Consider the following 24,909-nt stretch of genomic DNA (forward strand, 5'->3'; position numbering starts at 1 on the left):
TATTTATCAATTTTTAATTTTCCGTTAAATTTGAATATAATTAGTTTCATATTCTATATTTGATAATTTAATTCGAGTATTTTTTATTTTATCCTTTGTGAAAAACATAAAAAACATCTTAATCTTTTGTATTTTTTACAAACAAAAAATATATTTACAAATTTAGTTTATTTTTAATTAATAGATATTATTATTAATTAGCCCAATAATTCTTATAAAATTTTAGAATTCATACAGCAATTTATAAATTTTCACAGCAATAAAAATCTGATCGTAAAATCCAAAGTTGAGATGTTCCATTTTCAATATCTGTTTAATTTTATTTATCCTATACCTTATAGTATTTACATGCGTATACATATCCTCTGCTGTTTTAAAAAGGTTGCCATCATTTTCCACAAAACATATAATGGTAGGCAATAATTGCGAATTATTTTCTTGATCATAGTTAATGATCGGATTGATAATTTCATCACAAAACTTCTTGAGTTCTTCTTCGCAATTCAAATTTATATTTAACAATAATTTATATATTCCAATGTCTTTATAATAAACCATATTTTTATGTTCCATTTTATTTGCTATTTTATTTGCAATTAACGCCTCATTCACTGCTAAAGATAATTCCGAAATGTCATGAATATTACTTATACCACATTTTATTTCAACAATTTTATTTTCCAATATATCTTTAATTTTGTTTATAATATTGTTGGTAAATTTTTCTATATTTAATAAATTTACCTTCTCATTGGAAAAACTAAAAATAAACAACAATCCTTCCTTATATTTCACTAACGCCCAATTAGGTAAAACTATCAATTTTTCTTTAAAATTTTTGATATTTTCACCAATACCCTTTAAAAAATCGTTAAAATAAATTATTAATATCTTTTCTTGAAAATAAGGATTGATCTGTCTTGCTATATTTACATTTTCTTTTCTCTTCTTGTTTAATTGCAATACCGAATCAATCAACATTTCCATTAAATCCTCATCTTTGCTTTGTATAATAGCATACATAACATTTGTAATTATTTCTCCATAAGGAACATTATGGGGTAAAATCATTATAGGAAAATTGGCATCATTTGCGAACTGTTTTATTTCATCCGATAAATCTTGCAAATATAAATCGATTACACACAAGCCACTCGATTTTGCATTAACTAATGCCTTTAACATTTCCAATTGGGCCCTTTCATCATCTTTTAAAGCATAAAAAGCAGTAATAAAAAAATCTCCTTCGATAAAAAGCTCTGGAGATTCAGGGCATTCTATTACACTTACCCTTTTAATTTCTCTGCCCAATCCATTTTCTCCAGCAATTAATTTAGCTTTATCAAGCCCTTTTAGTTTTAACGCTTCTTTTACAGTTATACCCATTATTATATCACCTTATAGAAAAAATTTTTTATCTTAATATAGATGCTCAATATAGAAGCTCGTTTTTTGTATTATCTTAGAATTTTTTATTGTTAAAATTAATTTTAAATTATTTTATAACCAAAACTAATTAATGTCAATCCATTCTAACCTGCTTTTGTAGTTATCTTATGATATGGAAATTTTAAAAAAATTGAGCCATTTCCACCTTAAAATTAAAATATTAGAAATGGCTCAAGATCAATAATAAATATTAAATTACAAGGTATAGAAATTACAATAGTTCGCTTACAACTTTTGCAACAATTGAACGGGCAAGTATTACCGGTTTATCAACAATACTCATTACAATATTTTTCATAGACAATGTATAACCCATGCAATCCATTACAACAATATCCACAAAAGAAGAAGCAAGATTCCTTGCAGCATTTTCTATCTTTTCTATTTTACCGTATGGAGAACCTGATTCCACCACTACCTTTGCCGCAGCACTTGCCCAGCGTTCTTTCGCAGAATTTATTTGCCTCTCATCAGGTACAATTACACCTAAGGTCAAGTCTTTAGCAATGGAACTTACAACATGATGTAAAACTCTTTGCGGGCGTATAACAAGCGACTCTGATTCAAATTGTGGGAATTCTCCTGTACATGCAAGAAAAATTACTTTAATGCCTTCCTGTTCAAGGTTGTGGATTTGCTTTTTTAAAAGGGGGAAAACAAGTCTTTCTGCCACTTTAACTTCTGTTCCGTCAGCCATTCGGGTAACCAAAACTTCATCGTCTTTCGCAGGATAAAGGGCTTCAACTTCCTTTAATGTGAGCCCATCAAGAGCACCTTTTTCAATAATTTCAATATTTTCTCCTAATATTGTTTTAATTTCCGGTACAAGATCTGTTCGGGGAGCTTGCCCAATGGTAACAATGCCCATTTTTTTCATCTTAATTCACTCCATTATTAGATTTTTAATTTAGTTTTATGGGAATAACAGCAAGATAAATGATAAGCACACCCCGGTGAGCCAGGGTTACATTCTTTTAGACTCTCTTTATCTCCACTAATATGTTTGCTGTTTGCATCAAACACTTCTTTTATTATTGTTTTTATTGATTCCTCGTTTCCTTCTACTAATACTGTTGTTGAGCCTTCCGCACCATCTATACCTCCCCGCCCTATTACAGTTACTTCAACATCAGCAATTATCTTTAATGCTTCAACCTCGGTTATTACACGACCGTAAACGGGCATTAATCCTATTGCCATTCCCATTGCAAAATCACATGTTTTTCTTCTGGCTTTTTTTACAATGTCTGAGATTTTCCCAGGTATAAGCTTTTCTAATCCTGCAGCAATTATTACGTGAGCACCTTCTGTCGCTATTGCAGCAATAGCTTTCCCAGGATTTCCTCCTCCGGGACTTCCTGCCATTATAGCTGCATTGCCTTCTGAATCTATTGCATTAGCTCCTATTATTATTACATCTTCTGGTCCCAGTTCCAAAACCCTTTCTAAAAAACATTCATCAATGTTTTCCCATTTACCTTTTTCAATAAGCACACTATGCGGCAAATCTATGTTATTAAGACTCCCGACCGCACCCCTTTTCGTAATTCTGCCTGAAATTCTCAACTTTATCCCCAAGAGTTCTTCTGCTACACATGAAACGGTTGTGCCACCCTTTAAAATAATTTTCCCATTTTTTAAAGCTTTTTGAACTTCCGGCATTCGCTTAATAGCTTTAGCAATCAGCCATTTTGCAGAATTTACAGTAATAGTAAGTTGTGCCCTCATCTTATATTAACAACCTACCTTTATCTAAAATTATTTTTTCATCTATATAAACAGTAGGATTTAGGACAACGGCATCAAGATGCACCCCTGCATTAACCTTACCGCCAAATGTATCATTGCTTCCAAAAGCCAAGTGAATTGTACCTAATATTTTTTCATCTTCTAAGATATTTCCTGAAAGTATAGCATTTGGGTTTGTCCCTATTCCAAACTCTGCTACATTTCTTGCAGCATCCGAGTTCCCCAGTATTTTAAGCCACTCTTTTGCACCATCACCCTCTGCATCCACTAAAAGACCTTTTTCAATTCTAAGCAAAATAGGTGAATTTAATTTCCCTAAGCCTACAATACTTCCATCAACTAATATACTTCCACAAGCCGTTCCTTCAACTGGTGCAATATATGCTTCTCCTGACGGCAAGTTCCCAGATTGTCCCTTTTCAATATACCTGCCGGTACTCTCAATACCTTTCCTTCCTTCTATATTCATCTCAAGTCTATGTCCGTCTTTCTCTACTATAACTTTCCTTCCTTGGGTTAAAATTTCAGCTACTTTTTTCGTCAATTTTTCTACCTGAGTATAATCTGCAGTAATTGCCCCGTTTATAAACATCTCCTTAGTGATTCCGGGCATTGTAGCAACCCTGGCCCCTGACTCAGTAGCCTCTTTTTTAGCCCTCGTATGTGTCAATGAATGCTCAGTAACACAAATAACCACATCAGCATTTTTCATTGCCTCTGCTGCCGTTTTTGGTGGTTCTTCACCTGATTTCCTTAAAGCCGGTATTTTAAATAACATAGACGTAAGTCCAAGCTCTTTTCCAGCCTCATAAAGGTATTCTGCGAGCTCTTCCTTGACATCATCGGTTACAACAAGAAATTTCTCCACTGCTTTAACTCCCAAACAGTCGAGAAGTATCTTTTTTGATATGTTAATGAGTTCATTCATTCTTTTTCTTCCTTCCTAAGGTCTTCAAATGTTCCATTGATCCATAGAGCTCTAAAATTGTTTCCCATTCTTTTTCATCGTAAAATTTACAATTTTTCCTTCCAAAACTTTTAGCAACTTCCAGAGCAAATCTTGCAGCTAATTCAATATCTACCTCATGGGATGCTCCTGTTGCACATCCCGGTACCATTGTTTCTGCAGTTATAGCAACCCCTACAACAGGACTTGAAGTAGCGGTACAAGGCTGGACTATACTGTTAATATGATGAAGTCCATTACCATAAGGCGTAATATCCTGAGTAACTATAGGTAGTATTACGGGCGGTTTCCCAGTCACTATTTGCATTATATCAAGAAGCGAATCGCTTACCCTTAATATGTAGCCATCTTTTATAGTAGGTGTGATAGCAATACCCCTTTGGTTTACAATTCTGTTACCTTTAGTTGTATCAATTGAAAGAATGGCGTCCATCTGTGGGTCCACTTCCATTTTGTTCATTGTCTGCATATCTACCGGTGAACCCATAAATGGGACCGGGTCATGGGGCTGAGTAGGAGCGTTGGGACATATGTGAGTCGCAATTATCACATCACCGTCAAGAAAATCCCCTTTTGAATTCATATCAGCAAGTTTGAGCGCGACAGAAAGAGCAGCAACAGCACCATCCCCATCCGATACATAACCTATCATTTCCGGTCTTGCACCTATTCCTCCCAGTCTCCCAATTATACCCAGAGTAGGAGCGTCTCCTCCAGAGGCCTTTCCTTTTTTTCCTTTTACAAATATTTTAATAAAATCGGTTTTCCCCATTTCGCCTTTTACTTCTTCCACATGGATGTTTTCAAGTCCTCTCCCTGATAAAAAATCTTTTACTTTCTCTCCATTTACTCTTGCATCATCCAAAAGTTCTAATATTTCAATTACCTGTTTTAACATTTTTCTCCCCTCCAATTTCTCCTTAATTTAAAATACATAACCTATTATTTTTTTGCCTACCGCCTCTTCACATGCTTTAAAAAGGTTTGGATCACGCATACCGGCACCTAATATAAGGTTTTCTTTTTTTGTCTTGATCACGGCAATCTTTTGACCCGCTTTTATTTCAGCTGATGTCACCGGCATTCCTGTATCTGCATTTAATGTCATTATAAGGTCCGGGAAAGTTGCAAGACGCTCTCCCTTTTTTTCCAGTGTCATGTACTCATTCCAGAAGGTAATTTCATAATCTTTTTCCAAAATAACCTTCCCTACATCAAAACCGCCAATTGATTCAAGATATACATTTTCAATAGAGCCAGTGGCTATCAGTTCGCCTTTTAGGTAATCACATACTGCATCTATTACAGCTTTTGGCCCCTTTTCTTTTGCTTTTATCATTTCTTTACCTAAATTTATAGCCTGTTTTACAGCTCCTAAAGCAGCATTTTCTTTTGCATACCGACATGAGATCGGATTTCTCGCCACTGCTACAAAACCACCAGCCTGAACAGCAGCAGCCCTTATTAAAGTTGCTACTTTTTCTAAAGAACCAGTTACTACAACTTCGGTAAAAGTTAATTTTTCTTTTTTACCTCCTACAGCAGCTTGTATTGATTTATATTCTTTAATCTTGTGCAATCCCATTGCACCCATAATCCCAGTAGGATGAGCCCGTCCATTACTCGGAGCATCAACAACAGGGACTCCCATCATAGCTGCCTGCAACCAGCCGTTAACAGTAGCAAGCCCTCCCGCTTCATTTGAAATAATCCCATCAATCTTAATGCCTTCAATTTTTTGTACCAATTCTATTGCTCTAAGATAGTATATAGGCTCTGCATAAGCGTCTTTTGCTGAAGGTGCACCTACCGCAGAAACATTAATCAATAGAGCATTTTCATCTAAATCTTCAACATCTATCAATTCAGGAGAAGATAAGTTAACTGCAAGCATAGCCATTTTTCTTCCTTCTTCCATTGAACCGCCACCGCCGCCACCTAATACACAGCCGCCGAGGACTGCAGCTTCAACAAGTTCAGCAGTTAATTTTATTCTGCTCATCTTTACTACCTTCCTTTCTTTAAAAATTCAGGTATGAAATCACAAGGCCTGCCGCAAGCACAGGATCTATTACTCTAATATTAAGACTTTTTTCTATTTCTTTGTAAATACCTACTGTGGACATGCCTGTACAACCTAATGCTATAGTGTCGCATCCTTTTTCTTTTAACAATTTGGCCGCCTTCAATGCGTTCTTTCTTCCTTCCTCTTTAAATAAATCCAAAGTAGTATTAACATCCTCCGGTTTAATGCTGCAAACAAATTTTTCCTTCAAAACTTTCTTCATAATTTCTGGAGCTTCTTCAGTAATCCCCAACACTCCAATTTTGTTCCCAAGACTATATGCCAGAGCAGCACATGCAGAACCAGCTCCTATTACAGGAATGCGTAGCAGTTTACGGCATTCTTCCACACCAGGATCAGCAGCGCAGCTTATAAAAATTACATCGACACCTTTGCTTTCAAACTCTTTGGCAAGGTTAACTATTTTGGGCACTGCAATTTTTTCTGTTTCATCATCATGAATTCCCTCAGGCTGGTCAGGAATGCACTTTGTTTCGATATCCATATTTTTAAAATTGCTTAAAAGTAAATTTGCATGGGCATTTAATATATTTTCATCAGAAGTTGTGAATACTCGAATAAGACCTACCTTTATTTTATTCATTTTTAATTGCCTCCTTGTAATAATATAAGCTTCAAAGTAAATACCAGCCAAAATGGCTGGTATTTACTTCTTTTTACCAAAAACACTCAATGTGCTGGTAAAGAAACTGTATAAAGTTGAACCTGCAATGAATCCTGCTGCTGTTACATATAAAGAAGACTCTATCTTTTTACCAAAAGCTCTAAGTAAAATTATTCTTATTAAAAGAGCAATTAATACTGCGATACCCGCATTCGGATTTTTTATAAGAAGTCCTGTTGCAAATAATATCCCGATTTGTTTTTCAGCTCCTCCTAAGAACTGAATTACTCCTCCGACAACTGCCCAAAGTATCAATGTTTTAAGAAGGCCCGGCTGAGCCCCGGCTTGTATAGTTGCTGCAAAAACCCTATCAACAGGCGGAAACAAATCTTTTGTAAAATAACTACTATAACTAATCGCTACTATTACAAATGCAATAAAAGCACCGATCAACTCAGCAAAGTATTGTTGTTTTCTTCCTTCAATTTCTATTTCCCTATACTTTCCTTTACCACGTATAAGCCACCCTGTTTTTAAGTCGTAACCCATATCCGCAAACGCCGGTCCTGTACATGCTGTATATCCTACCAACAAGGCTAAAGCAAGTGGAGGAAAGCCCATTAACATTCCTATAACCAAGAATATTAAAGCTGTTGCAAAAGCCGGGAACCACCCCGCATGCATCGCTGAAATACCTACCATAAGTTCAGAAACTAAAGCTGCAATAGCCGCATAAACAACCCAAACAAGTAACATTATAAAGCTCATTTCATATGTTAATTTGCCAATTATACCCAATAATAATGCTCCCGCAACATAAAGAATAAAACCATTCCTCAATGCAAATGAAATATCTTTAGATGTTCTTGTAGTGTTGATTTCTGTTTTTTCTGAATGTTTTACTAACCTCTTTCCTTTTATAATCAAATAAATTTGAATTAAAGCAACGACACCAGCTCCTATCATTATGCCATGAGGAACATACAATTTATTTATATCTACTCCAAACAATTGTTGAGAATAACCGCGTAAAATCAATCCTACTCCAAACATTGCTAGTGCCCAAACATTACCTATCCACGCTACACCAAATACATCCATTGGAATTTTAAAAGATTGCCCTATTGCTCCTATAATAGCTCCTACTACTAAAAGTAGTGCCCTTCTTCCACCTTCAGCAGCAGCAAATAAAGTTTCTGCAGTAGCAATACCTGGTGGCCAAGTTTCCGAAGCTGGAAAAGCTGGAGTATCAAAAGCCCAATACATCATCGTTATATCTACTATCATTCCAATTAAAGCTCCTATGAACATGGGAACTATAACATCCTGTCTACCTAAAAGCCAAACTGTGCCCATTGATAGCAACAAAGCATTACCAGCACCAAAAGTTGCAGCTGATATAGAAGTTTGAATAAGGTTTTGTCTATATATATTCTTATAAGTAGAAAACAAATTAACAGGTATTGCACCTAAACCAATAGCGACCAGCGCTCCAATTATCGATGTATTAGCTGTTATACCAAGGCGGGTTATTAATTCGAGACCAATAATTGCGCCTAAAGCTCCTGTAATCAAAATCAACAATAGTGTTAAAGGTTCCGTAACCTTAGGCTGAGGAAGCTCAATATACTTTTTTATTACTGGATGCTCTTCATCAAAACTTTCCTTTTCAACCATTGCTTCTGGAATATCAGTCATTTTACCCCTCCTTCTTATTTTTTAGATTTTTTTATTTAGCCTTACCACCTCCCTAATGCAATATGGGCCCTTAATTTAGAGGAAAAATTAAGTATTTAATAATTCGCTATTTTTTCCAAAACTTCAAAACACATTGTTATTTAACTATTTAATAGCCACTAACTCCTAACTCTTTGCAGATCTTTACTAACTCTGGATGAACGTATTTCCCATTTTCCTCAATTACTACACCGTCCAAAATAATTGTTGGATTTAAAACAATACCATCAGTATGTGAAGCACTCTTCCACGTTTTTCCTCTAATTTGCGGACCTTGACTTCCTATCCCCATTTCAATACACCCAAAAACTCTTTCATCTTCTACTATCCTGCCTGTCGGCCTTGTAACCCCAGGGTTAAAACCTAAGGAATAATGTGCAAGCCAATACATCGTTGGATCATTAAAGCTTTTAAGCCATCTTTCAAAAATTTCTGCTTCTATCCCTCCTTCAATTTTCGTAACTACTCCTTTTTCTAATGTTAACTTCACTGGATTCTTTAAAAGTCCAAGCTCTGCGGGTGGCCATAATGCTCCATCAAAAACTAAAGTACCATTTATCGTCTCTTCTACAGGGCACCATGATACTTGCCCTCCTAACATGATGGGCTCTCCTTTTGTATCAGCTAACTTGCCTGACTGCCTTACTTTTCTGCCCCTATTATAGGCTATAAGATTCGTACCCGATGGACTCTTTACTATAACCTCATCTGCTTGCTCAACTAAACTCCTTAATTTTTCACCTAATTCTAACATTTTAGGATAATTAACCCTACCGATTGTATTGACCATCATTAACGTATCCATTCCCGTTAAGCATATATACCTACATCCGTTATTCAAAGCTTCTTTCCATGCTAAAGTATGTAGTATATATGCATATGAAAATTCTATCCACACATCTGCATTTTTTACTGCTCCCGCAACTGCTCTTGGAGGTTCTACTACAGCGGTAGGTCTTGTATCATACCAGACTACCGTAGGTATAGCTCCTGCCGCATACGCTGCCTTAGCCACTTCTTCTATAACTCGCCTATCTGAGGAAGTATCTCCTGTAATTACTACTTCTTCACCCTCTTTTACCAGCATTATATCTTCTACTAATTTTCTTGCACTTTTTGCAAGTTCTAAGGATAAAAATTCATCTCTCGTTTCAATCCCTATGTTTAGTTCCATAAAAATTCCCTTCCTTTCATAATAGTTTTAATATAAATATGTAATTTTAGCATTAGAATACAAAATTAAAAATTATGTTAAATTTTCTTCGATTATCTTAATACCCCGGCACATTTAACCTTTTACATATTTCTTTTACTTCTGGCAATTGGTATATACCATTTTCTTCAAATATTTTTCCGTCTAAAATTATAGTAGGTTTTAGCAAGATGCCGTCTGATCATAATCTACCCTTGTTATCGTTTCTAACAGTTCGCCAAAATATTTATTATATCTACCAATCAAATCATTTTTTTAAACCTTTGATATTAGCTATTTTATTAATTCATAAATAGCCTGAGCATAAATTTTTGCTATCTTTTTTAAATCTTCCAGAGAAATATATTCATCTTTTTGATGTGCTAGTTCTTTTTGGCCTGGAAATACAGGGCCAAAGGAAACAGTGTTTTTTACATACCTACAGTATGTACCTCCTCCTATCGAGAGTAGCTTTGGTTCATCTCCAGTCATTTCTTTATATACATATTGCAGCTTCTTTATAAAATCAGTTTCTGGTTCAACGTATAGAGGCAATTTATGCTGGTTTACTATAAATTCTGCTCCCAAATCATCGAAAGCTTTCTTAAGTTTTTCGATTATTTCATCGCCGTCTATCGTTACCGGATACCTTATGTCAAACTTAAGGCTTCCCCTCTTTTCATCAAAATCCGCTACCCCTAAATTTATAGTCAAATTTCCCGAAATCTCGTCACTGCAGGATATTCCAAGAGTTTTTCCGTCTACTTCCATATTCAATTTAGCCACTATTGAGGTTATGAATTCTTTTGCTTCACTGCCCCCCAAATCAATCCGGCTCAGGAAGTTAAAAAGTATTTGTATTGCATTTTCGCCATCCTCCGGGTAACTGGCATGTGCAGAAATTCCTTTCGCTTTTATTAGTATTCCTTCGGGAGTCTCCTCTACTTTTACCTTCTTTTCAAGTTTTTCTTCTTTAATTTTCAACGCCAGTTCTTTTAAAGTTATACCGTATATCAAAGCTTCCGCCTCATCAGGTACCACATTTACACGGGTTCCACCCTTTAATCTTTTCAAATATACCTCGGCATTTTGTATCCCATTGAAATGCTTTCTCAGTTCAAAGCGTAGAATACCTTTTTCCGCATTTATTATTGGGAATTCTGCATCAGGAGAAAAACCGCATATTGGCAGTTCTTCCTTTTCAAGATAATACTTTATGCATCTTGCGCCGGTCTCTTCATCGGTTCCTATTATAAGCCGTGCTCTTTTTGAAACTGGTAAATTAGACTCTTTAATCGCCTTTAAGGCATACAATACGGCGACAGTAGGTCCTTTATCATCGATGGAGCCCCGGCCGTAAATTTTCCCATCCTTAACCTCGCCGCCATATGGGTCCACCGACCAACCCGCCCCTGCCGGGACTACGTCTATATGGCTCAAAATTCCTACCATTTTCGGGCCGTTTCCTATCTCAACGTATCCCGCGTAGCCATCTAAGTTTTTTGTTTTAAATCCAAATTCATAACCTTTATTTAATATCCATCTAAGCGCCTCATCGATTTTGGGCCCAAAGGGAAAATTTTCATTGGCCTTTGCTTCGTCTAAAACACTTGGTATTTTTATAAATTCTTGAAGATTCTTCACCATCTCATCAAAATATTCGTCTATTTTAGTATTAAGAATATCTTCCATTATATCGCTCCTTTTTTCGAAAGTGTTTTTTATTTCGTATTACAAAATAATTCTATGATTTGATTTCTTTAACTGGTGGGAAAGGATAAGCCCGTTTGCTTTGCTTTAAATTGTTTTTCATTAAATATTCGCAAACGGCTACGGCGGCATTGAGCGGAATAACGATTGGTACACCATATTCATTTTGCATTTTATTTATGTCTATATTCAACATAGACCCGCATCCTAAAATTATTACATCACACTCGCATTTTAGTAATTCCTGAATTTTCAATTCTATTCGTTTTTCCAGTTCGGTAACATTTACAAAATTCAATACAGGCATATCTACAGCCACAATTTTATGTACCTCATGTTTTAAAGTCCTGACATGTCTCGGGACAGCACTTTTTATAGTCGAAATAATGCCAATTCTATCACCCAAAATTTTTGCCATAGAGACAGCAGCTTCTCTTATTCCTACTACCGGTACATTTAATTTTTCCTTACATGCATGTAATCCAGGTTCTCCAAAACAATATATTATTATTCCATTTGAGCCATTCATTTCTAATTCTTCCGCAAGGGAAACGACATACGGGCTTGCAAATACTTCATCATATTCTGACTCTATAGATACCGGGCCTTTTTTTAATTCGGAAACTCGTACCTGTATGTCTGAGCTTTTTATCCTTTCAGCTTCAAATTTCACTTTTTCGTTCCAAATATCTGTAGATACGGGCACGATGATGTCTAATATCATTTTAGTCCCCCTTTCTATGTTAGGTTATTATTATATTATTTTTTTAATATTGTTGCATTACTATCAATTTAAATAATAGCACAATAAAATATTTTTATTATATTGCATTAATTCCAAAAAAAATAAATCTTCATTGTGCATCATGCCCAATGAAGAAACTATAAATTAATATTTATATAATAAATTAACTATTTTCAAACCTATTTCTATTTTCAGCCTGGTAAAAGGATCATTTAAGTCACAATCGAGTATCTCCCTGATTTTGTTTAACCTATAATTTAAAGTATTTCGGTGAATAAAAAGCTTTTCCGCAGCCAGATTATGTCTGCCCATACAATCAAGAAAAACCTCTAATGTATGAAAAAGATCTTCTCCTCTATTAGTTGCATCATATTCAAGAACCCTTAGAAGTTTTTTATCACAATACTTTTTTAAATTCTCTTTATCAATATTAAGCAAAAAATCATAGATCCATATTTCTTTATAAAATACAATTTTTTCTTTCTTATTTTTTAAAACTTTCATTAATTCTAACGTTCTTTTAGCTTCTTTATATCCTTCTGAAATTTCAGTTAAATTTGCATGATAATCACTTATCCCAAATGTTATATCATTCATATTCCCTAAATTTTTAAGAAGAATTTTACACAAAGAATAAACTTTATCATCTTTTTTTTCAGTTTTCCCCTCCAAGCCAACTATTAATATTACATCCTCACTTCTTCTCAAAATTACAAAGTTACTCGGTTGGAAATAAGACATTAAAACATTCGTTATGGACCTAAAATCTTCTTTTTCTATTTTTATTGCGTTTTCATAACTCATATTAATAATAATAATTGCAATATCCCCTCGTAGGTTGATATTGTAATGTCTTAACATTTTTTTTATTTCCATTGAATCTTTAATATTTCCTAAAAGAAGGTTTTCAAAAAATTCTTTTTTTGCTTTTCCTTCTGCTTGCATAATTTCTTGTTTTTTCATAATTTCTATTGTTGCGACAGTTGTTGCTTGTTCAATAGCTATTAAATCCAATTTGTCAAAATCAATACAATTTTTAAATACATCAATATATCCACAAATTTCGTTTTTTACAAATATAGGGGCTAAAATTCTTGTATATATTCCTCTCATTTCTTTATTTACATTCAATAACACAGGTTTTTTATAAGTTTTTACTTGATTTATTATACCTTTTTTTTCCATTTCCTCAATAACTTCATTAGATAGTTTGCCTGCTTTTATTATCTCTTTAAACCAGTCTTCTATTGGAATATTATAATAATATGCCAAAATATTAAAGTTTTCATCTTCTATAAAAACAATACATTTTAACAAATAAGATAATGCTTTAGCTATTTCATCTAATCCTTCACCATTTAAAGCAATTTTCATAAATTCACTGTGTATCTCCTGAGAACGTTTAATCGTTAGTACTTCTTTATTTAATATCTCTAATAATAGTGGGTTTATCACATCATGCCAAGAAATATAAATAGGCAATTCAATTATAGGAAAATTCTTTTTATTTGCTTTTTCTATAATACTATCAGGAAGAGTATCTATAAAACGTCCAATTTTTATTGCAAGTGCTGCACAGTTTTTTTCATCTAATTCCAATATTATATTTTCAAAAATATCTGGATTATTTTTAAAAATATACCCTGAGGTCAATAATAATTCATTGCCTCTTATCCATTTTGAAGCATCTGGAACATCCATAACCAAAACAAAATTTATTATCCTATCAAGACCTTTTTCTCCTGCTATTACTTTAGCATTTTTTAATCCACCAATTTGTAGAGCCTCTCTTACAGTTATACCCATTATTCTCACCACCACTTTATGTAACCGATTTGTTAATATATCATAACACTACAATTGGTGTATATCAATTACCTGTAGATATTGATTTCCTAAAAAAAAATAAAGCCGCGAAGCATAACCGCGGCCGCAATAAACATATTAAAATACCCCCATCAATTTTAACATTTTGACGACAGGACCTCCGCCTTTTTCACAACGAATCACTTTATTTTCCTTGCGTGCAGCAAGTATAAGCTGTAATAATCCAAGATTCATAATGCACCTTTCGCCAATCTCCAGTTTTACTTCATCAGAGTGAATTAGGTCTTCTTTTATACGTTTAAGTTCCTCTAGATTATATGACTTGTTCAAATTGATTTTTATATCATTCAAGGAGGCATCATCTTTATTAAACTGTCTTATGTCAACATTTGCAACGTCCTGCAAATTTTTCAATTCCAAAACTACATTTTCAATATTTCTTTGGATTTTGATTACTGCTGATATTTCTTCGCATTCTACTTGTCCAGTTGCCAGCAAGTCAAAAGAAGGCTCGATGTTTACCACATTGCTTATCTCTTCAATATATTTTTCAATTACCATGGCGCGAGCAGTTTTCATAGGACAATCGCTGCTTATTTTTATAGATACCTTCCATAAAGCATTTTCACTCGGATTGTCAATTGTTTTACTCGAATCCCCATTTATATAGCTGTTTATAATTTCTATTAATTTTTCCGCATTGCTCTCATAGGCTTCTCCTTTAATAACTGCACTTACCATATTTTTCAGCGTATCGAGGCTTTCAAATAAAGTATCTATAAGATCACCATTTACGATTATCTTATCTTTCCGCAGGTTGTCAAAAAGGTTTTCTAAATTGTGGCAAAAATCTGCAACCTCGCCAAAGCCCATAGTGGCAGATGAACCTTTTAATGTATGCATAATCCTGAAAATTTCATTCAGGACATCTGATTGATGAGGATTTTGTTCCATTTCAAGAAACAGTTGTTCTAATCTGGAAAACTGCTCTTTTGTTTCTTCAATATAAGCATCAAGGTAATTCCAAGTCATTTAAATCCCTCCGCTAAGTTCATCAGGGTTTAAAACAAGGACAATGTTACCATCTCCCAATATGTCTGCACCTAAAAAGCATGCAGCAGATGAAAGTTCTTCCGGGAGAGGCCTTACGATAATTTCCTGCTCACCAATAAATTCATCCACCATAACCGCCATACCGCTGTTTAATACAACAAGGGGATACTCTTCAAACCCACCTTCGTTGTCTTTCCCTGTTTGAATACCTATAAGCTCCTTTAGCCTCAATAGGGGCATTATTTCTTCCCTTAAAACGACAATCTCTCTTTGTTTCATCCTCTTTATATCATGAGGCTTAATCTTTACCAGTTCGCGCACGCTCTCGAGAGGAAAAGCATAATACTGCCCTAACAGAGTAACCAGCAGTACTCTCGACGTAGCCATTGTCACTGGAAATTCCATAAACACAGAAGTTCCCATACCTACTTTGCTGACCAAACGCACATTGCCGCCCAGTTTTTTCACTGTATCTTTTATTACGTCCATCCCCACTCCTCTACCGGACAGCTCGGTTACAGCATCCGATGTGCTGAAACCAGGGATGAACAAAAGCTCTAAGGCTCTTTCAACATCCATTTTTTCTGCTTCCTCAACAGATATAAAACCTTTTTCAACAGCTTTAGCCAGAACTACATTAGGATCGATGCCGCGGCCATCGTCCTTTGCCTCAATCAAAACCTTATCTCCTATTCGCTGAGCTCTGAGAATCAGCGTTCCTTCTTCAGGTTTGCCGGCTTTCAAACGTTCTTCTGGTTCTTCAATCCCATGATCTATTGCATTCCTTATAATGTGCAGCATTGGTTCGTAAAGTGCTGTTACGATATTTTTATCTATTTGTGTCTCTTCACCTTCAGTTACGAAACGCACCTTTTTGTTCAATTTCTTGCTTATTTCTCGAACCATCCGCGGGAAGCGATCGAAGATATAGCGTATAGGAAAGAGCCTAAAGCTCATAACTATATCCTGCAAATCTTTCCCTATTCTTTTTAGAAAAACCTGTTGTTCTTTAAGCTCTCTTGTTATTTCAGATAAACCATATTTCATTTCAATTTTTCTTATCATGTAAGAAAGCCCGTTGTTTACCACAATCAGTTCCCCAATCAGATTCATAAGCTCGTCTACCTTGGCCTGCTCTACCTTCAAGGTTTTTGTAATTTCAATTTCCGAAAGGCCATTTTTATCTTCTTCTGTTCTTATAGAAATTTTTTCCTCTCTGTTTTCTATTTTCTTTTCTATGTTATTTTCTATAACCGGTAGTTTTTTGACATTTGAATCATCTTTCTCGAAGCTTTTTTCTTCATCCTTGTTCACCAAGTTAATAAGCATTGAAAATTTCTCGTGCCATATACTCTTACTTTTCTTAAATGCTTCAATTAAATTTTGTCCTTTTGTGATCCACCCCATGTATTCGGCAACCTTCTGTAGCACGTTCATAACCATATCTCCCCTCCGGCGCCGTTCTTCTGGTGTATCGGCAACTTGATAAAATAATTCCTGCTGGGAAAGGACCAAATCTAATACTTCATTAACTTTATCTTCTCCAGTAGAATTGGCTATAGAACTATTTTCTGGTTCTGGAATATCCATAACTGCATCTGGAAATACGGGAGATACAAGCAATCTTATATTACTTTCAGTTCCTGCTATTTCCCAAATCGCTTCTTCTATTTCCTTAGCACTTTTATCGGTCACAACTACAAAATTCAGCGATACATATGGGACAGAGGGATCAAAATCCTTAAGAGAAGGCAAGTTTCGGTTGTCAGCAGCAATATGGGCAACCTCTCCTATTTCTCTCAACCTGCAAAAGATTCCAACTATGTCAACTTCCATTGCGCCGGAGCCCACTGCCTGTATGGATACTTCATATATATCCCCGCCCTTATGCAACAATTCCCTTAAAAACTTTTTATTATCTGGCGGGATTGTATACAGCGTATCATCAGTATGAGCCACAGGTATATAAAGTATTTTTTCCATATCATTTAAATAATCAGATATCTTATTCTCAAGTTCTTTTAGCTCTGGCTTTTTCAAAATGTCAAACCCTTCTTTTTCAGCACTTTCTACTAAACTCATTATCCTCTCAAAAACATCCAACATGAAATCAGTAAGTTCGGCATCAATAAGCTTATCCTTTAAAGCTATTTCCTTTATTAATTTTTTTAAATTCTCGACAAAAGAACACAGTTCTTCTAAATCGTATGCCCTATATAACTCCATTAGGCTCTCCAATCTGCTTAAAATATGCTTTGCTGCCTTATCTTTTTCATCAGCATTTTCCATTGCAAGTACAAAAAAACCTATATTGTCAAGAAGTTCCTTTGCAGTTTTTATCAAATCTTTTTCCCCACTAATCATTTTTCTCATCCCTACCTCATCCCTGTCAGCATCTTTGCGGAAAGCTGTAGATAAATCGGATCAACAGGCTTTTCTAAATAAAGATTTGCTTCAACTCGGAACGCCTCCAAATAATCATTCTTCCCTGACTCAGTAGATATAACAATCACAGGAACAAAACCGTAAAGATTCTCTTTTCTTATCTGTCTTATAAGCTCGTACCCGTGCATCTTAGGCATATTCACATCAACCAGTAAAAGATCAAATTTCTTCATATAATATTTTTCCAGAGCTTCATAGCCGTTGGCGGCTTCTTCAACCTCAAACCCAGCATTCCGAAGTATCGCACCATGAAAGCCTCGGACAGAAGCTGAATCATCCACAATCAATACCCAAGGTTTCATAAACCTTTTTTCACCTCATTTCTGGTATACAAATGCATTTTTAAAGCGGCGCAGCTTAAATATAGGAGTTATACGGCTCATAGACTCTGAATGGCCCAGAAATATATAGCCACCTTCTGCCAAGGCTTCATAAAAGTAAAGGGCCACCTGCCTCCGCGATGCGTCATCAAAATAAATTAAAACATTTCGGCAAAAAATCACATCAAAACCCACCATTTTCCGCATTGCCACCGCATCCATTAAATTAAGCTGGTAGAATTTAACCTTATTTCGAAGCTCCGGGATTACTTCATATAATTCACCGTGTTGTATAAAATACCGCTTTTTGTACTCTTCGGGCACCAGTCTGACGGATCTTGAGGAATAAATACCCATTTCAGCTTTTTCCAGTACCTCTGTGTTGATATCTGTTGCATGCACTTCCCACATTACTCTTTCTATACCTTCCAACATTTCTTCCATAATTATGGCAAGCGTATACGGTTCTTCGCCCGTAGAACACCCGGCAGACCATACCCGAATCATCCGCACCTTTTCCTCGCACTTTCTGTCAATAATCTCAGGTAAAACTTCTTCGGCAAAACACTTCAATTGATAATATTCTCTGAAGAAATAAGTCTCATTTACTGTCAAAAGGTTCACCAATTCTTGAAGTTCTCGCCCCGTTACATCAAACCTCATCCACGTAAAATAACTTCTAAAATTTTCATGTCCTGTTGCTTTAATACGGCTCTCTACCCTGTTCCTAACGTAATACATTTTATGCTCTTCAAAATAAATCCCGGTCTTCCTGTAAATAAAGTTCTCTCAACTTGATAAATTCTTCCGCAGTCACTTCTGCACCTCATTTCGATTCTGCCAGTTTTTTCAGTGCAATTTTCACAGTATAATCAAAAAATGGACTGGAAAAGCGACTGGCAGCTTGCATTATTACTTTTCTATCTTCTTCACTGCTGCCAATTTCGCCCAAATATTCAATTGCCGCTGCCACCACGTTCTCTTCTTCATCTTCCTCTATCACTTTTCTTAAAAGCATCGGCGATTTTTTAAGATTACTTTCTCCCACAGCATTAACCGCTAACTGACGTACATCTTTGTCAGGGTATTTAATCATTTTTTCGAGGACTTCAAGGGCTGAATCACCTATAACTGATAGTATTTCAACTCCTGCGTTTCTAATATATGCATCATCACTTTTTAAAAACTCAGCTGCGGATTCTGCCACATATTTATCTCCTATTTTAATAAGGGAACTAACTATTGCCTCTTGGACTACCCTGCTCGTTTCCACCTCAAGCTGTTTTGCAAGAGCTTTTACAACTCTTTCGCCTGTGGCTTCTCCAAGATCAAGCACCGCCATTATGCGTTCGTTTTCACTTCTGCCTTTTTTCATTAAATTTAATAGTTCATTTATGTGTGACTCTTGCATATTCTCTCACCTTCTTTATTAAAATATCGCTGATTTTATATGCAGGCGCAATTATTTCTGCTCCGCCACGTTCTATTGCTGCCTTAGGCATACCATAAACTACGGCCGTTTCCTCCGATTCAGCTATAGTCAAACCGCCCCTTTTCCTTATCTCTACCATCATATCGGCCCCATCATCACCCATACCGGTCAGCAGAACGCCTACAATATTCCGGCCATTTACATTTTCTATCACCGATTTCATGGTTACATTAACAGAGGGCTTGTATAGCGCCTCTTCAGGCTGGTTGGTTAATCTCATCCTAAGTCCCGAATTTGCTGAATCCCGTTCTACTGCAAGATGCCATCCGCCTTTTGCTATGGTAATAGTCCCGGGCTTTACAGGTGCTCCATCACTTGCCTCCTTGACAGGCAAATTGCAGTAGTGGTCAAGGCGCTTTGCAAAAGATTCTGTGAATGTCGGGGGCATATGCTGAACAACCAGCACTGCCCCCGGAAAGTCGGAAGGAAGATACGGCAATATCTCCATCAGGGTTTTCGGCCCTCCGGTTGAAACTCCAATTACCACAACAACTTCATCTTTAAAATTTTTGACCTCATTTATCCTCTCATGCTCATTGTGTCTTTTTATTTCACCGGCAGGTTTTCTTGAAAAGCCGGCACGACCTATCAGTTTCTTCTTTGAATATGCAGCCCCTCTCACCTTTGTCACAATTTCAGTCGCCAGCTGTTTTATTCCCAGCGAAACCGTACCCCCGGGCTTTGCTACAAAATCAAAAGCACCAAGCTCAAGAGCCTCAAAAGTGGTTAAGGCTCCTTCCGTAGTGAGGGACGAAACAATCACAACAGGACAAGGCGCAATAGACATAATATGCTGCAGGGCCGTAAGACCATCCATATTTGGCATATTTATGTCAAGAGTAACAACATCAGGGTAAAGTTTAATTGTCTTTTCCACTGCCTCACGACCATCTCGGGCCGTATCAATAACCTCTATATCTTCTTCACTCTCAAGTATATCTTTCAAGCATCTGCGCATGAAAGCGGAGTCATCCGCTACAAGCACGCGAATTTTTTTCTCCATATTTAATAATTACTCTCCTTTTGCTTCGTTAATTTCCATAAGTTCTTTTTTTTCTTTCCCCGATAAGACTTCTTCCGCGGAGAGTAAAATTATCATCCTGTTTGATCTATCAAATTTTACAATCCCTCTGATAAACCTCTGTTCTATCTCATGCATTAGAATTTCGGGCGTGATTTCTATCTGAGATCGTTTCACCTTTAGAACTTCTTTGACCGAATCTACAATGAGTCCGGTGCGCTTGCCTGAAATCTCGACGATCACTATTCTGTTATGTTCACCCCTTCTACTTCCCTCTAATCCAAACTTCTTCCGCAGATCAATCACGGGAACAATTACACCCCTCAGATTAATAACACCTTCCACAAAATCCGGTGCCTTTGGAACTGCCACTATATCAGTTAGCCTTATTATCTCCCTCACGTCTTCTATGGGGAACGCACATTCTATACCTGCCACCATAAAACTTACGAGCTGTTCCTCTTTATCACTCTCATTAACAACTTCCATTCTATCATCATCCTCGCAAGACCGTAATATATCAGCGCTTTCTTTCAGCCTGTGGGAAAGTACCTTTTTAGGATCAAGTAAATAAATCAGGCGACTACCCCCGTTAAGTTTGCATATTCCGCTTATCTCCTCACTGTCTTTGTCTTTTAAAAGCGGCGGTACCGGTTCAATTGAACCCTTTGGAATGCGTAACACCTCTGAAACTATATCAACTCTAAATCCAACTTTATACGAGTAGTCTCCTTCGTCTATATTAACCACTATTATCCTTGACCTCTCATCAAAAGCACATTCCTCCATATTAAACAGCCGCCTAAGGCTCACAATAGGCAATACCCTATTGCGCAAGGAAATAATTCCAAGAATATAATCAGGTGAATTGGGTACTTCGCTGATTTCGTCAGAAAAGCGGACTATTTCTTGGACATTCGTCACTTCAATTCCATATTCTTCATCGCCTATCTTAAAGCTGATCATCTGTAGCTGCTCTTCATTGAGAGATTCATTACCTTTTTCATATTTTTCGGAAACAACAGCTTTGTTAAATAAATTTTTTTTAGTAATTTCTCCATCCTTTGAGTTAAGGAACTGCTTAGCATCCAGCAACATAATCAGCTTCTTGCCGCCTTCAATCCTTGCGATACCTTCAAGAAAATTCTTATTTACTTCTTCTCCTGATATTTCTTCTACTTCATCTCTTCGAATAGATATTACTCCTACCACCCGGTCCACTACGCACCCGATTTTTTTACCCTCTGCAGTTAGGACAATTACCCTTGTCGCTTCAGTATCTTCCTCTTTCGCAAGTCCCAAGCGCTGCCGAGAATCCAATATTGTCAGAATAGTCCCCCGGAGGTTAGCAAGCCCCCTAATATACAATGGAACACGTGGGACCTTCACCACCTCCGGGACCCTTATTATCTCCTGCAGATACTGTATGGCAACCCCGTACATCTCATTGCCCAAATAGAAGGTAATGTACTGGCTGCTGTTGTCAATCGACCTTTCGTTTGTGATTATTGATTCCATAAAACATCACCCTATCCTCAAAACTGCTGCAGTTCATCCGCCAATGCTGCTATCTCTTCTATGGCTCTTGCGAGCTCTCTTATACCTTCCGCCTGCTGTTTTCCTGCTGTAGCTGCTTCCTGTGCTGCCCTTGACGCTTCTTCCGCAGCAGCCGCAATCTGATCAGTGCCCTTTCTTACTTCCTCAATGGCCAATACACTCTGTTTGGCTTCTTCCGCAATCTCCTCCGTTCCCTTTGCTATAACTTTCATTTCTCTATCTATTTCTTCTAAGTCCTTTAACGTCTTTTTCGCTTTTTCTACCTCCTGAACTGTAAACTCACCTATTTCTTCCGTATCCATCAATACAATCTTTATCTGTTCCTGTATAGACCTAACAAGCTCTTTTATCTGCTCTGCATTGTTTGCACTGTCCTGAGCTAAATTTCTGATATCTGAAGCGACAACTGCAAAACCTTTGCCATATTCTCCTGCCCTTGCCGCCTCTATTGCTCCGCTGACAGCAAGCATATTTGTTTGAATACCAACGGTAACAATGGTATCTACGATTTTATCGATTTTCTTGGCGCTTAATTCCAATGCCTTTATTTTTTCGATATTAACCTTATTTTCATTTGCTGCTTCTAAAATACCAGAAATCAGTTCATTAACTTTTGCTTTATTGCTTGCTAGTAATTCTGAGAGTTCTTTAATTTTATTAAGAGAAACTTCAGCCTGTTCACTGATTGTCTTCATTCCTTTCTCTATCTGCATAGCAGCTCCAGCAGATTCTTCAGCCGCTGCCGCCTGCTGTTCACTACCCTTAGATATTTGCGAAAGCGCTACCATGATCTGGTCTGCCGATTTGCTTGATTCTTCAATGGCAGCAGAAAGTTCCTCAGCGGCAGCTGCAAGGCTTTCAGCCGATTTTTGAGTATCAGTAGAAGTTTTCAATTCTTCCGCCATCTCAGCAAGATCCGATGCCGCCTGGCTTATGTCAGAAAGGGCCCTTGTTTGCTGTTCTATTGCCTGCAAGGACTCCTGTGTCGCTTTTGCCTGCTCCTCAGCACCGCTCGCAATTATTTCAGCCCCTTTTTGGAATTCCTGCACAGCCTGCAAAGATTCTCTGCTAAGATCATTCACTTTGGCTGCTGCTTTTATGACTTCTTCTAAAACTTTGATAACATTAATCAGCTCTTCACTTATTACTTTTCCTTTCTCCACCTGTGAGCGCGCTTTGGCCGCTGATTCATTAATGGCATCTACAACAACCTTTACCTCTTGCTGAATGTTATTTACAACCTCTCTTATATCATTAGCAGCCTTTTCTGAAGTCTCTGCTAATATCCTTACTTCATCAGCAACCACGGCAAATCCCTTGCCGTGTTCTCCAGCCCGCGCTGCTTCTATCGCTGCATTCAACGCCAGCAAATTAGTCTGATCAGCTATCCTGACGACAGTTTTAATTATATTTCCTATGTTTTCTGCCTGTTTTTCCAGCTGAGCTATAAGCCTTGCTGACTCCTCGTTTTTAGATGATGCCTTGTTGACTCCTTCTATCAGTTTATTTATATCCTCAGCCGTTTTCTCAATCAGAACTTGAATAGCTTTTCCCTGTTCTAATGCACGTTGTGCATTTTCTGATGCCTTTTCTGCTCCTTTAGTTATTTGCTCAATTGCTGCCAGCGACTCCTGGGTAGTTTTGCTTGCTTCCTCTGCTCCACTGGCAATCTGTTCCATTGAAGACCTCAGTTCTTCAACTGCGCCTGAAGCCTCTTCCACCCCTGATGACAACTCTTCAGTAGCAGCCGCAATTCTCTCCGCTGCCTGCTGCCTTTTTGCAAAGGTTCGAGCCTTTTTCCTCTGCATTTCAAGCTGTTTTTTATCAACATTATACTTCGGTATTTCTGTATCAAAACTTCCGGTTTTATTATTCTTTATAGCATCTGTTGGCTCGCCACCTAATGGTGCAAGGGTCTTAAAACTTTTTTCTGTCATATCTGAACAACCTCCGTATTTTCGTAATATTTTTAGTTTTCTGATATTTTGTCACGCCCATTTACTTAGATTAACTACATTGCTGTTTCATATATTTTTCCACAACATCGTGAAAGAAAATTTTCAACAACTCAAGATCAAATTGCCCTTTCGAATTATTTAATATCTGGATAGCCTCAATAACGGGCATCGGCTCCCTATAGGGCCGTTTACTAGTAAGAGCATCAAAAGCATCCGCAATCGCTATAATCCTCCCATAAAGGGGTATATTATTCCCTTGTAAACCCATCTTATAACCCAATCCGTCATACCTTTCATGATGATAATAAACCCCGTCAATTACGTCTTTAGAAAAACCAAGGCTTGATAGCAAATTTCTGCCAATCACCACATGCTGTTGCACTATCTGTTTTTCCCAACGGGTGTATTTCCTTGTTGTTTTTAAAAGCCTATCTGGTAGTCCTATTTTTCCGCAATCATGAAGCAAAGCTGCAACATATAGTTCCTTCATCTCTTTACTGCTTAACCCCAACGAACACCCTAAATTATAAGAATATTTTGCAACATTTCTGCAGTGAATTGCCGATGCTCTATCCCTAGCAAGAAGTACGTAGTATAAAGAAAGAACAACACTCCATGCCAATCTTTAGACTTTCCCCCTCTATTTTTTCTCTTTAATATTAAATAAATATTAAACTTCATATATTTCTTATTGCATTTTTCTGTATAAATACCATTTTCTAAGCCCCTTTCCCTAATTAGTAAATAGGAACAAATGATAATAAAAAATTTTTTTGAAATTTCTATACCCCTGCTAAATACCTCACCCCTTAAACCTAAGCTTTTACTTTTATGAAAATAAAAACTTTTTCTATTTCTTTTAGTTAAATAAATCTTTCCTTATTTTTTTCAGTTAAATATAATACGACGTTTTTTTACAAAATCCTTCTTTACAGTATAAATTTTTTTTTTTTTTTTTTTTTTTTTTTTTTTTTTTTTTTTTTTTTTTTTTTTTTTT

General features: G+C 36.5%; 20 protein-coding genes and 1 pseudogene. All 21 read right to left on the reverse strand.

The features are described from left to right. Nucleotides 1-222: 222 nt before the first annotated feature. Nucleotides 223-1,386 carry a PucR family transcriptional regulator gene (locus tag ACPLVF_RS08240; protein ID WP_424907353.1) on the reverse strand — a complete coding sequence of 388 codons (1,164 nt, stop codon included), beginning with the start codon at nt 1,384-1,386 and terminating at the stop codon, nt 223-225. Between the two features lie 274 nt (nt 1,387-1,660). After that, complete coding sequence (locus tag ACPLVF_RS08245; protein WP_424907354.1) at nt 1,661-2,326, reverse strand: AroM family protein; 666 nt, start codon at nt 2,324-2,326, stop codon at nt 1,661-1,663. A 17-nt stretch (nt 2,327-2,343) separates the two neighbouring features. After that, complete coding sequence (locus ACPLVF_RS08250; protein WP_424907355.1) at nt 2,344-3,177, reverse strand: hypothetical protein; 834 nt, start codon at nt 3,175-3,177, stop codon at nt 2,344-2,346. A 1-nt stretch (nt 3,178) separates the two neighbouring features. Then, on the reverse strand, nt 3,179-4,126 hold the full coding sequence (locus ACPLVF_RS08255) for an aminopeptidase (RefSeq protein WP_424907356.1): 948 nt from the start codon (nt 4,124-4,126) through the stop codon (nt 3,179-3,181). Then, nucleotides 4,119-5,063, reverse strand: coding sequence for a DUF1177 domain-containing protein (locus ACPLVF_RS08260; RefSeq protein ID WP_424907357.1), 945 nt, complete (start codon nt 5,061-5,063; stop codon nt 4,119-4,121). Before ACPLVF_RS08260 ends, ACPLVF_RS08255 begins: the two co-directional genes overlap by 8 nt. A gap of 27 nt (nt 5,064-5,090) precedes the next feature. After that, on the reverse strand, nt 5,091-6,167 hold the full coding sequence (locus ACPLVF_RS08265; protein WP_424907358.1) for a DUF917 domain-containing protein: 1,077 nt from the start codon (nt 6,165-6,167) through the stop codon (nt 5,091-5,093). Between the two features lie 19 nt (nt 6,168-6,186). Beyond that, entirely contained in the window at nt 6,187-6,834 is a 648-nt protein-coding gene (locus ACPLVF_RS08270; protein WP_424907359.1) for an aspartate/glutamate racemase family protein, read from the reverse strand. A gap of 63 nt (nt 6,835-6,897) precedes the next feature. Further along, a complete protein-coding gene (locus ACPLVF_RS08275) occupies nt 6,898-8,553 on the reverse strand; it encodes an OPT/YSL family transporter (protein WP_424907360.1) in 1,656 nt (551 codons plus the stop codon). Between the two features lie 148 nt (nt 8,554-8,701). Further along, nucleotides 8,702-9,766, reverse strand: coding sequence for an aminopeptidase (locus tag ACPLVF_RS08280; RefSeq protein WP_424907361.1), 1,065 nt, complete (start codon nt 9,764-9,766; stop codon nt 8,702-8,704). Nucleotides 9,767-10,078: 312 nt separating this feature from the next. After that, nucleotides 10,079-11,476 (reverse strand): dipeptidase PepV, encoded by a 1,398-nt coding sequence (gene pepV, locus ACPLVF_RS08285; RefSeq protein WP_424907362.1) that lies wholly within the window; start codon nt 11,474-11,476, stop codon nt 10,079-10,081. A 52-nt stretch (nt 11,477-11,528) separates the two neighbouring features. Continuing rightward, nucleotides 11,529-12,218 (reverse strand): aspartate/glutamate racemase family protein, encoded by a 690-nt coding sequence (locus ACPLVF_RS08290; RefSeq protein ID WP_424907363.1) that lies wholly within the window; start codon nt 12,216-12,218, stop codon nt 11,529-11,531. Between the two features lie 165 nt (nt 12,219-12,383). Then, entirely contained in the window at nt 12,384-14,045 is a 1,662-nt protein-coding gene (locus tag ACPLVF_RS08295) for a PucR family transcriptional regulator (RefSeq protein WP_424907364.1), read from the reverse strand. A 138-nt stretch (nt 14,046-14,183) separates the two neighbouring features. Then, nucleotides 14,184-15,098 (reverse strand): Hpt domain-containing protein, encoded by a 915-nt coding sequence (locus tag ACPLVF_RS08300; protein ID WP_424907365.1) that lies wholly within the window; start codon nt 15,096-15,098, stop codon nt 14,184-14,186. Then, on the reverse strand, nt 15,099-17,492 hold the full coding sequence (locus tag ACPLVF_RS08305; RefSeq protein ID WP_424907366.1) for a chemotaxis protein CheA: 2,394 nt from the start codon (nt 17,490-17,492) through the stop codon (nt 15,099-15,101). It lies immediately after the preceding gene. Nucleotides 17,493-17,494: 2 nt separating this feature from the next. Next, nucleotides 17,495-17,866, reverse strand: coding sequence for a response regulator (locus ACPLVF_RS08310; protein WP_424907367.1), 372 nt, complete (start codon nt 17,864-17,866; stop codon nt 17,495-17,497). A 15-nt stretch (nt 17,867-17,881) separates the two neighbouring features. Further along, nucleotides 17,882-18,701, reverse strand: a pseudogene (locus ACPLVF_RS08315) (CheR family methyltransferase). 9 nt (nt 18,702-18,710) lie between these two features. Beyond that, nucleotides 18,711-19,295, reverse strand: a complete 585-nt coding sequence (locus tag ACPLVF_RS08320) for a HEAT repeat domain-containing protein (RefSeq protein WP_424907368.1) — start codon at nt 19,293-19,295, stop codon at nt 18,711-18,713. Beyond that, nucleotides 19,273-20,379 (reverse strand): protein-glutamate methylesterase/protein-glutamine glutaminase, encoded by a 1,107-nt coding sequence (locus tag ACPLVF_RS08325; protein ID WP_424907369.1) that lies wholly within the window; start codon nt 20,377-20,379, stop codon nt 19,273-19,275. The genes ACPLVF_RS08320 and ACPLVF_RS08325 overlap by 23 nt, the downstream gene beginning before the upstream one ends. A 9-nt stretch (nt 20,380-20,388) precedes the next feature. Then, nucleotides 20,389-21,915, reverse strand: coding sequence for a chemotaxis protein CheW (locus tag ACPLVF_RS08330; protein ID WP_424907370.1), 1,527 nt, complete (start codon nt 21,913-21,915; stop codon nt 20,389-20,391). A 17-nt stretch (nt 21,916-21,932) separates the two neighbouring features. Then, the gene (locus tag ACPLVF_RS08335) at nt 21,933-23,891 is read right to left on the reverse strand and encodes a methyl-accepting chemotaxis protein (RefSeq protein ID WP_424907371.1); all 1,959 of its coding nucleotides are present in this window, start codon (nt 23,889-23,891) and stop codon (nt 21,933-21,935) included. A gap of 70 nt (nt 23,892-23,961) precedes the next feature. Then, the gene (locus ACPLVF_RS08340) at nt 23,962-24,534 is read right to left on the reverse strand and encodes an HD-GYP domain-containing protein (RefSeq protein WP_424907372.1); all 573 of its coding nucleotides are present in this window, start codon (nt 24,532-24,534) and stop codon (nt 23,962-23,964) included. Between the last annotated feature and the right edge of the window lie 375 nt (nt 24,535-24,909).

Source organism: Thermovenabulum sp., from assembly GCF_049701175.1.
Classification (GTDB): Bacteria; Bacillota; Thermosediminibacteria; order Thermosediminibacterales; family Thermosediminibacteraceae; genus Thermovenabulum.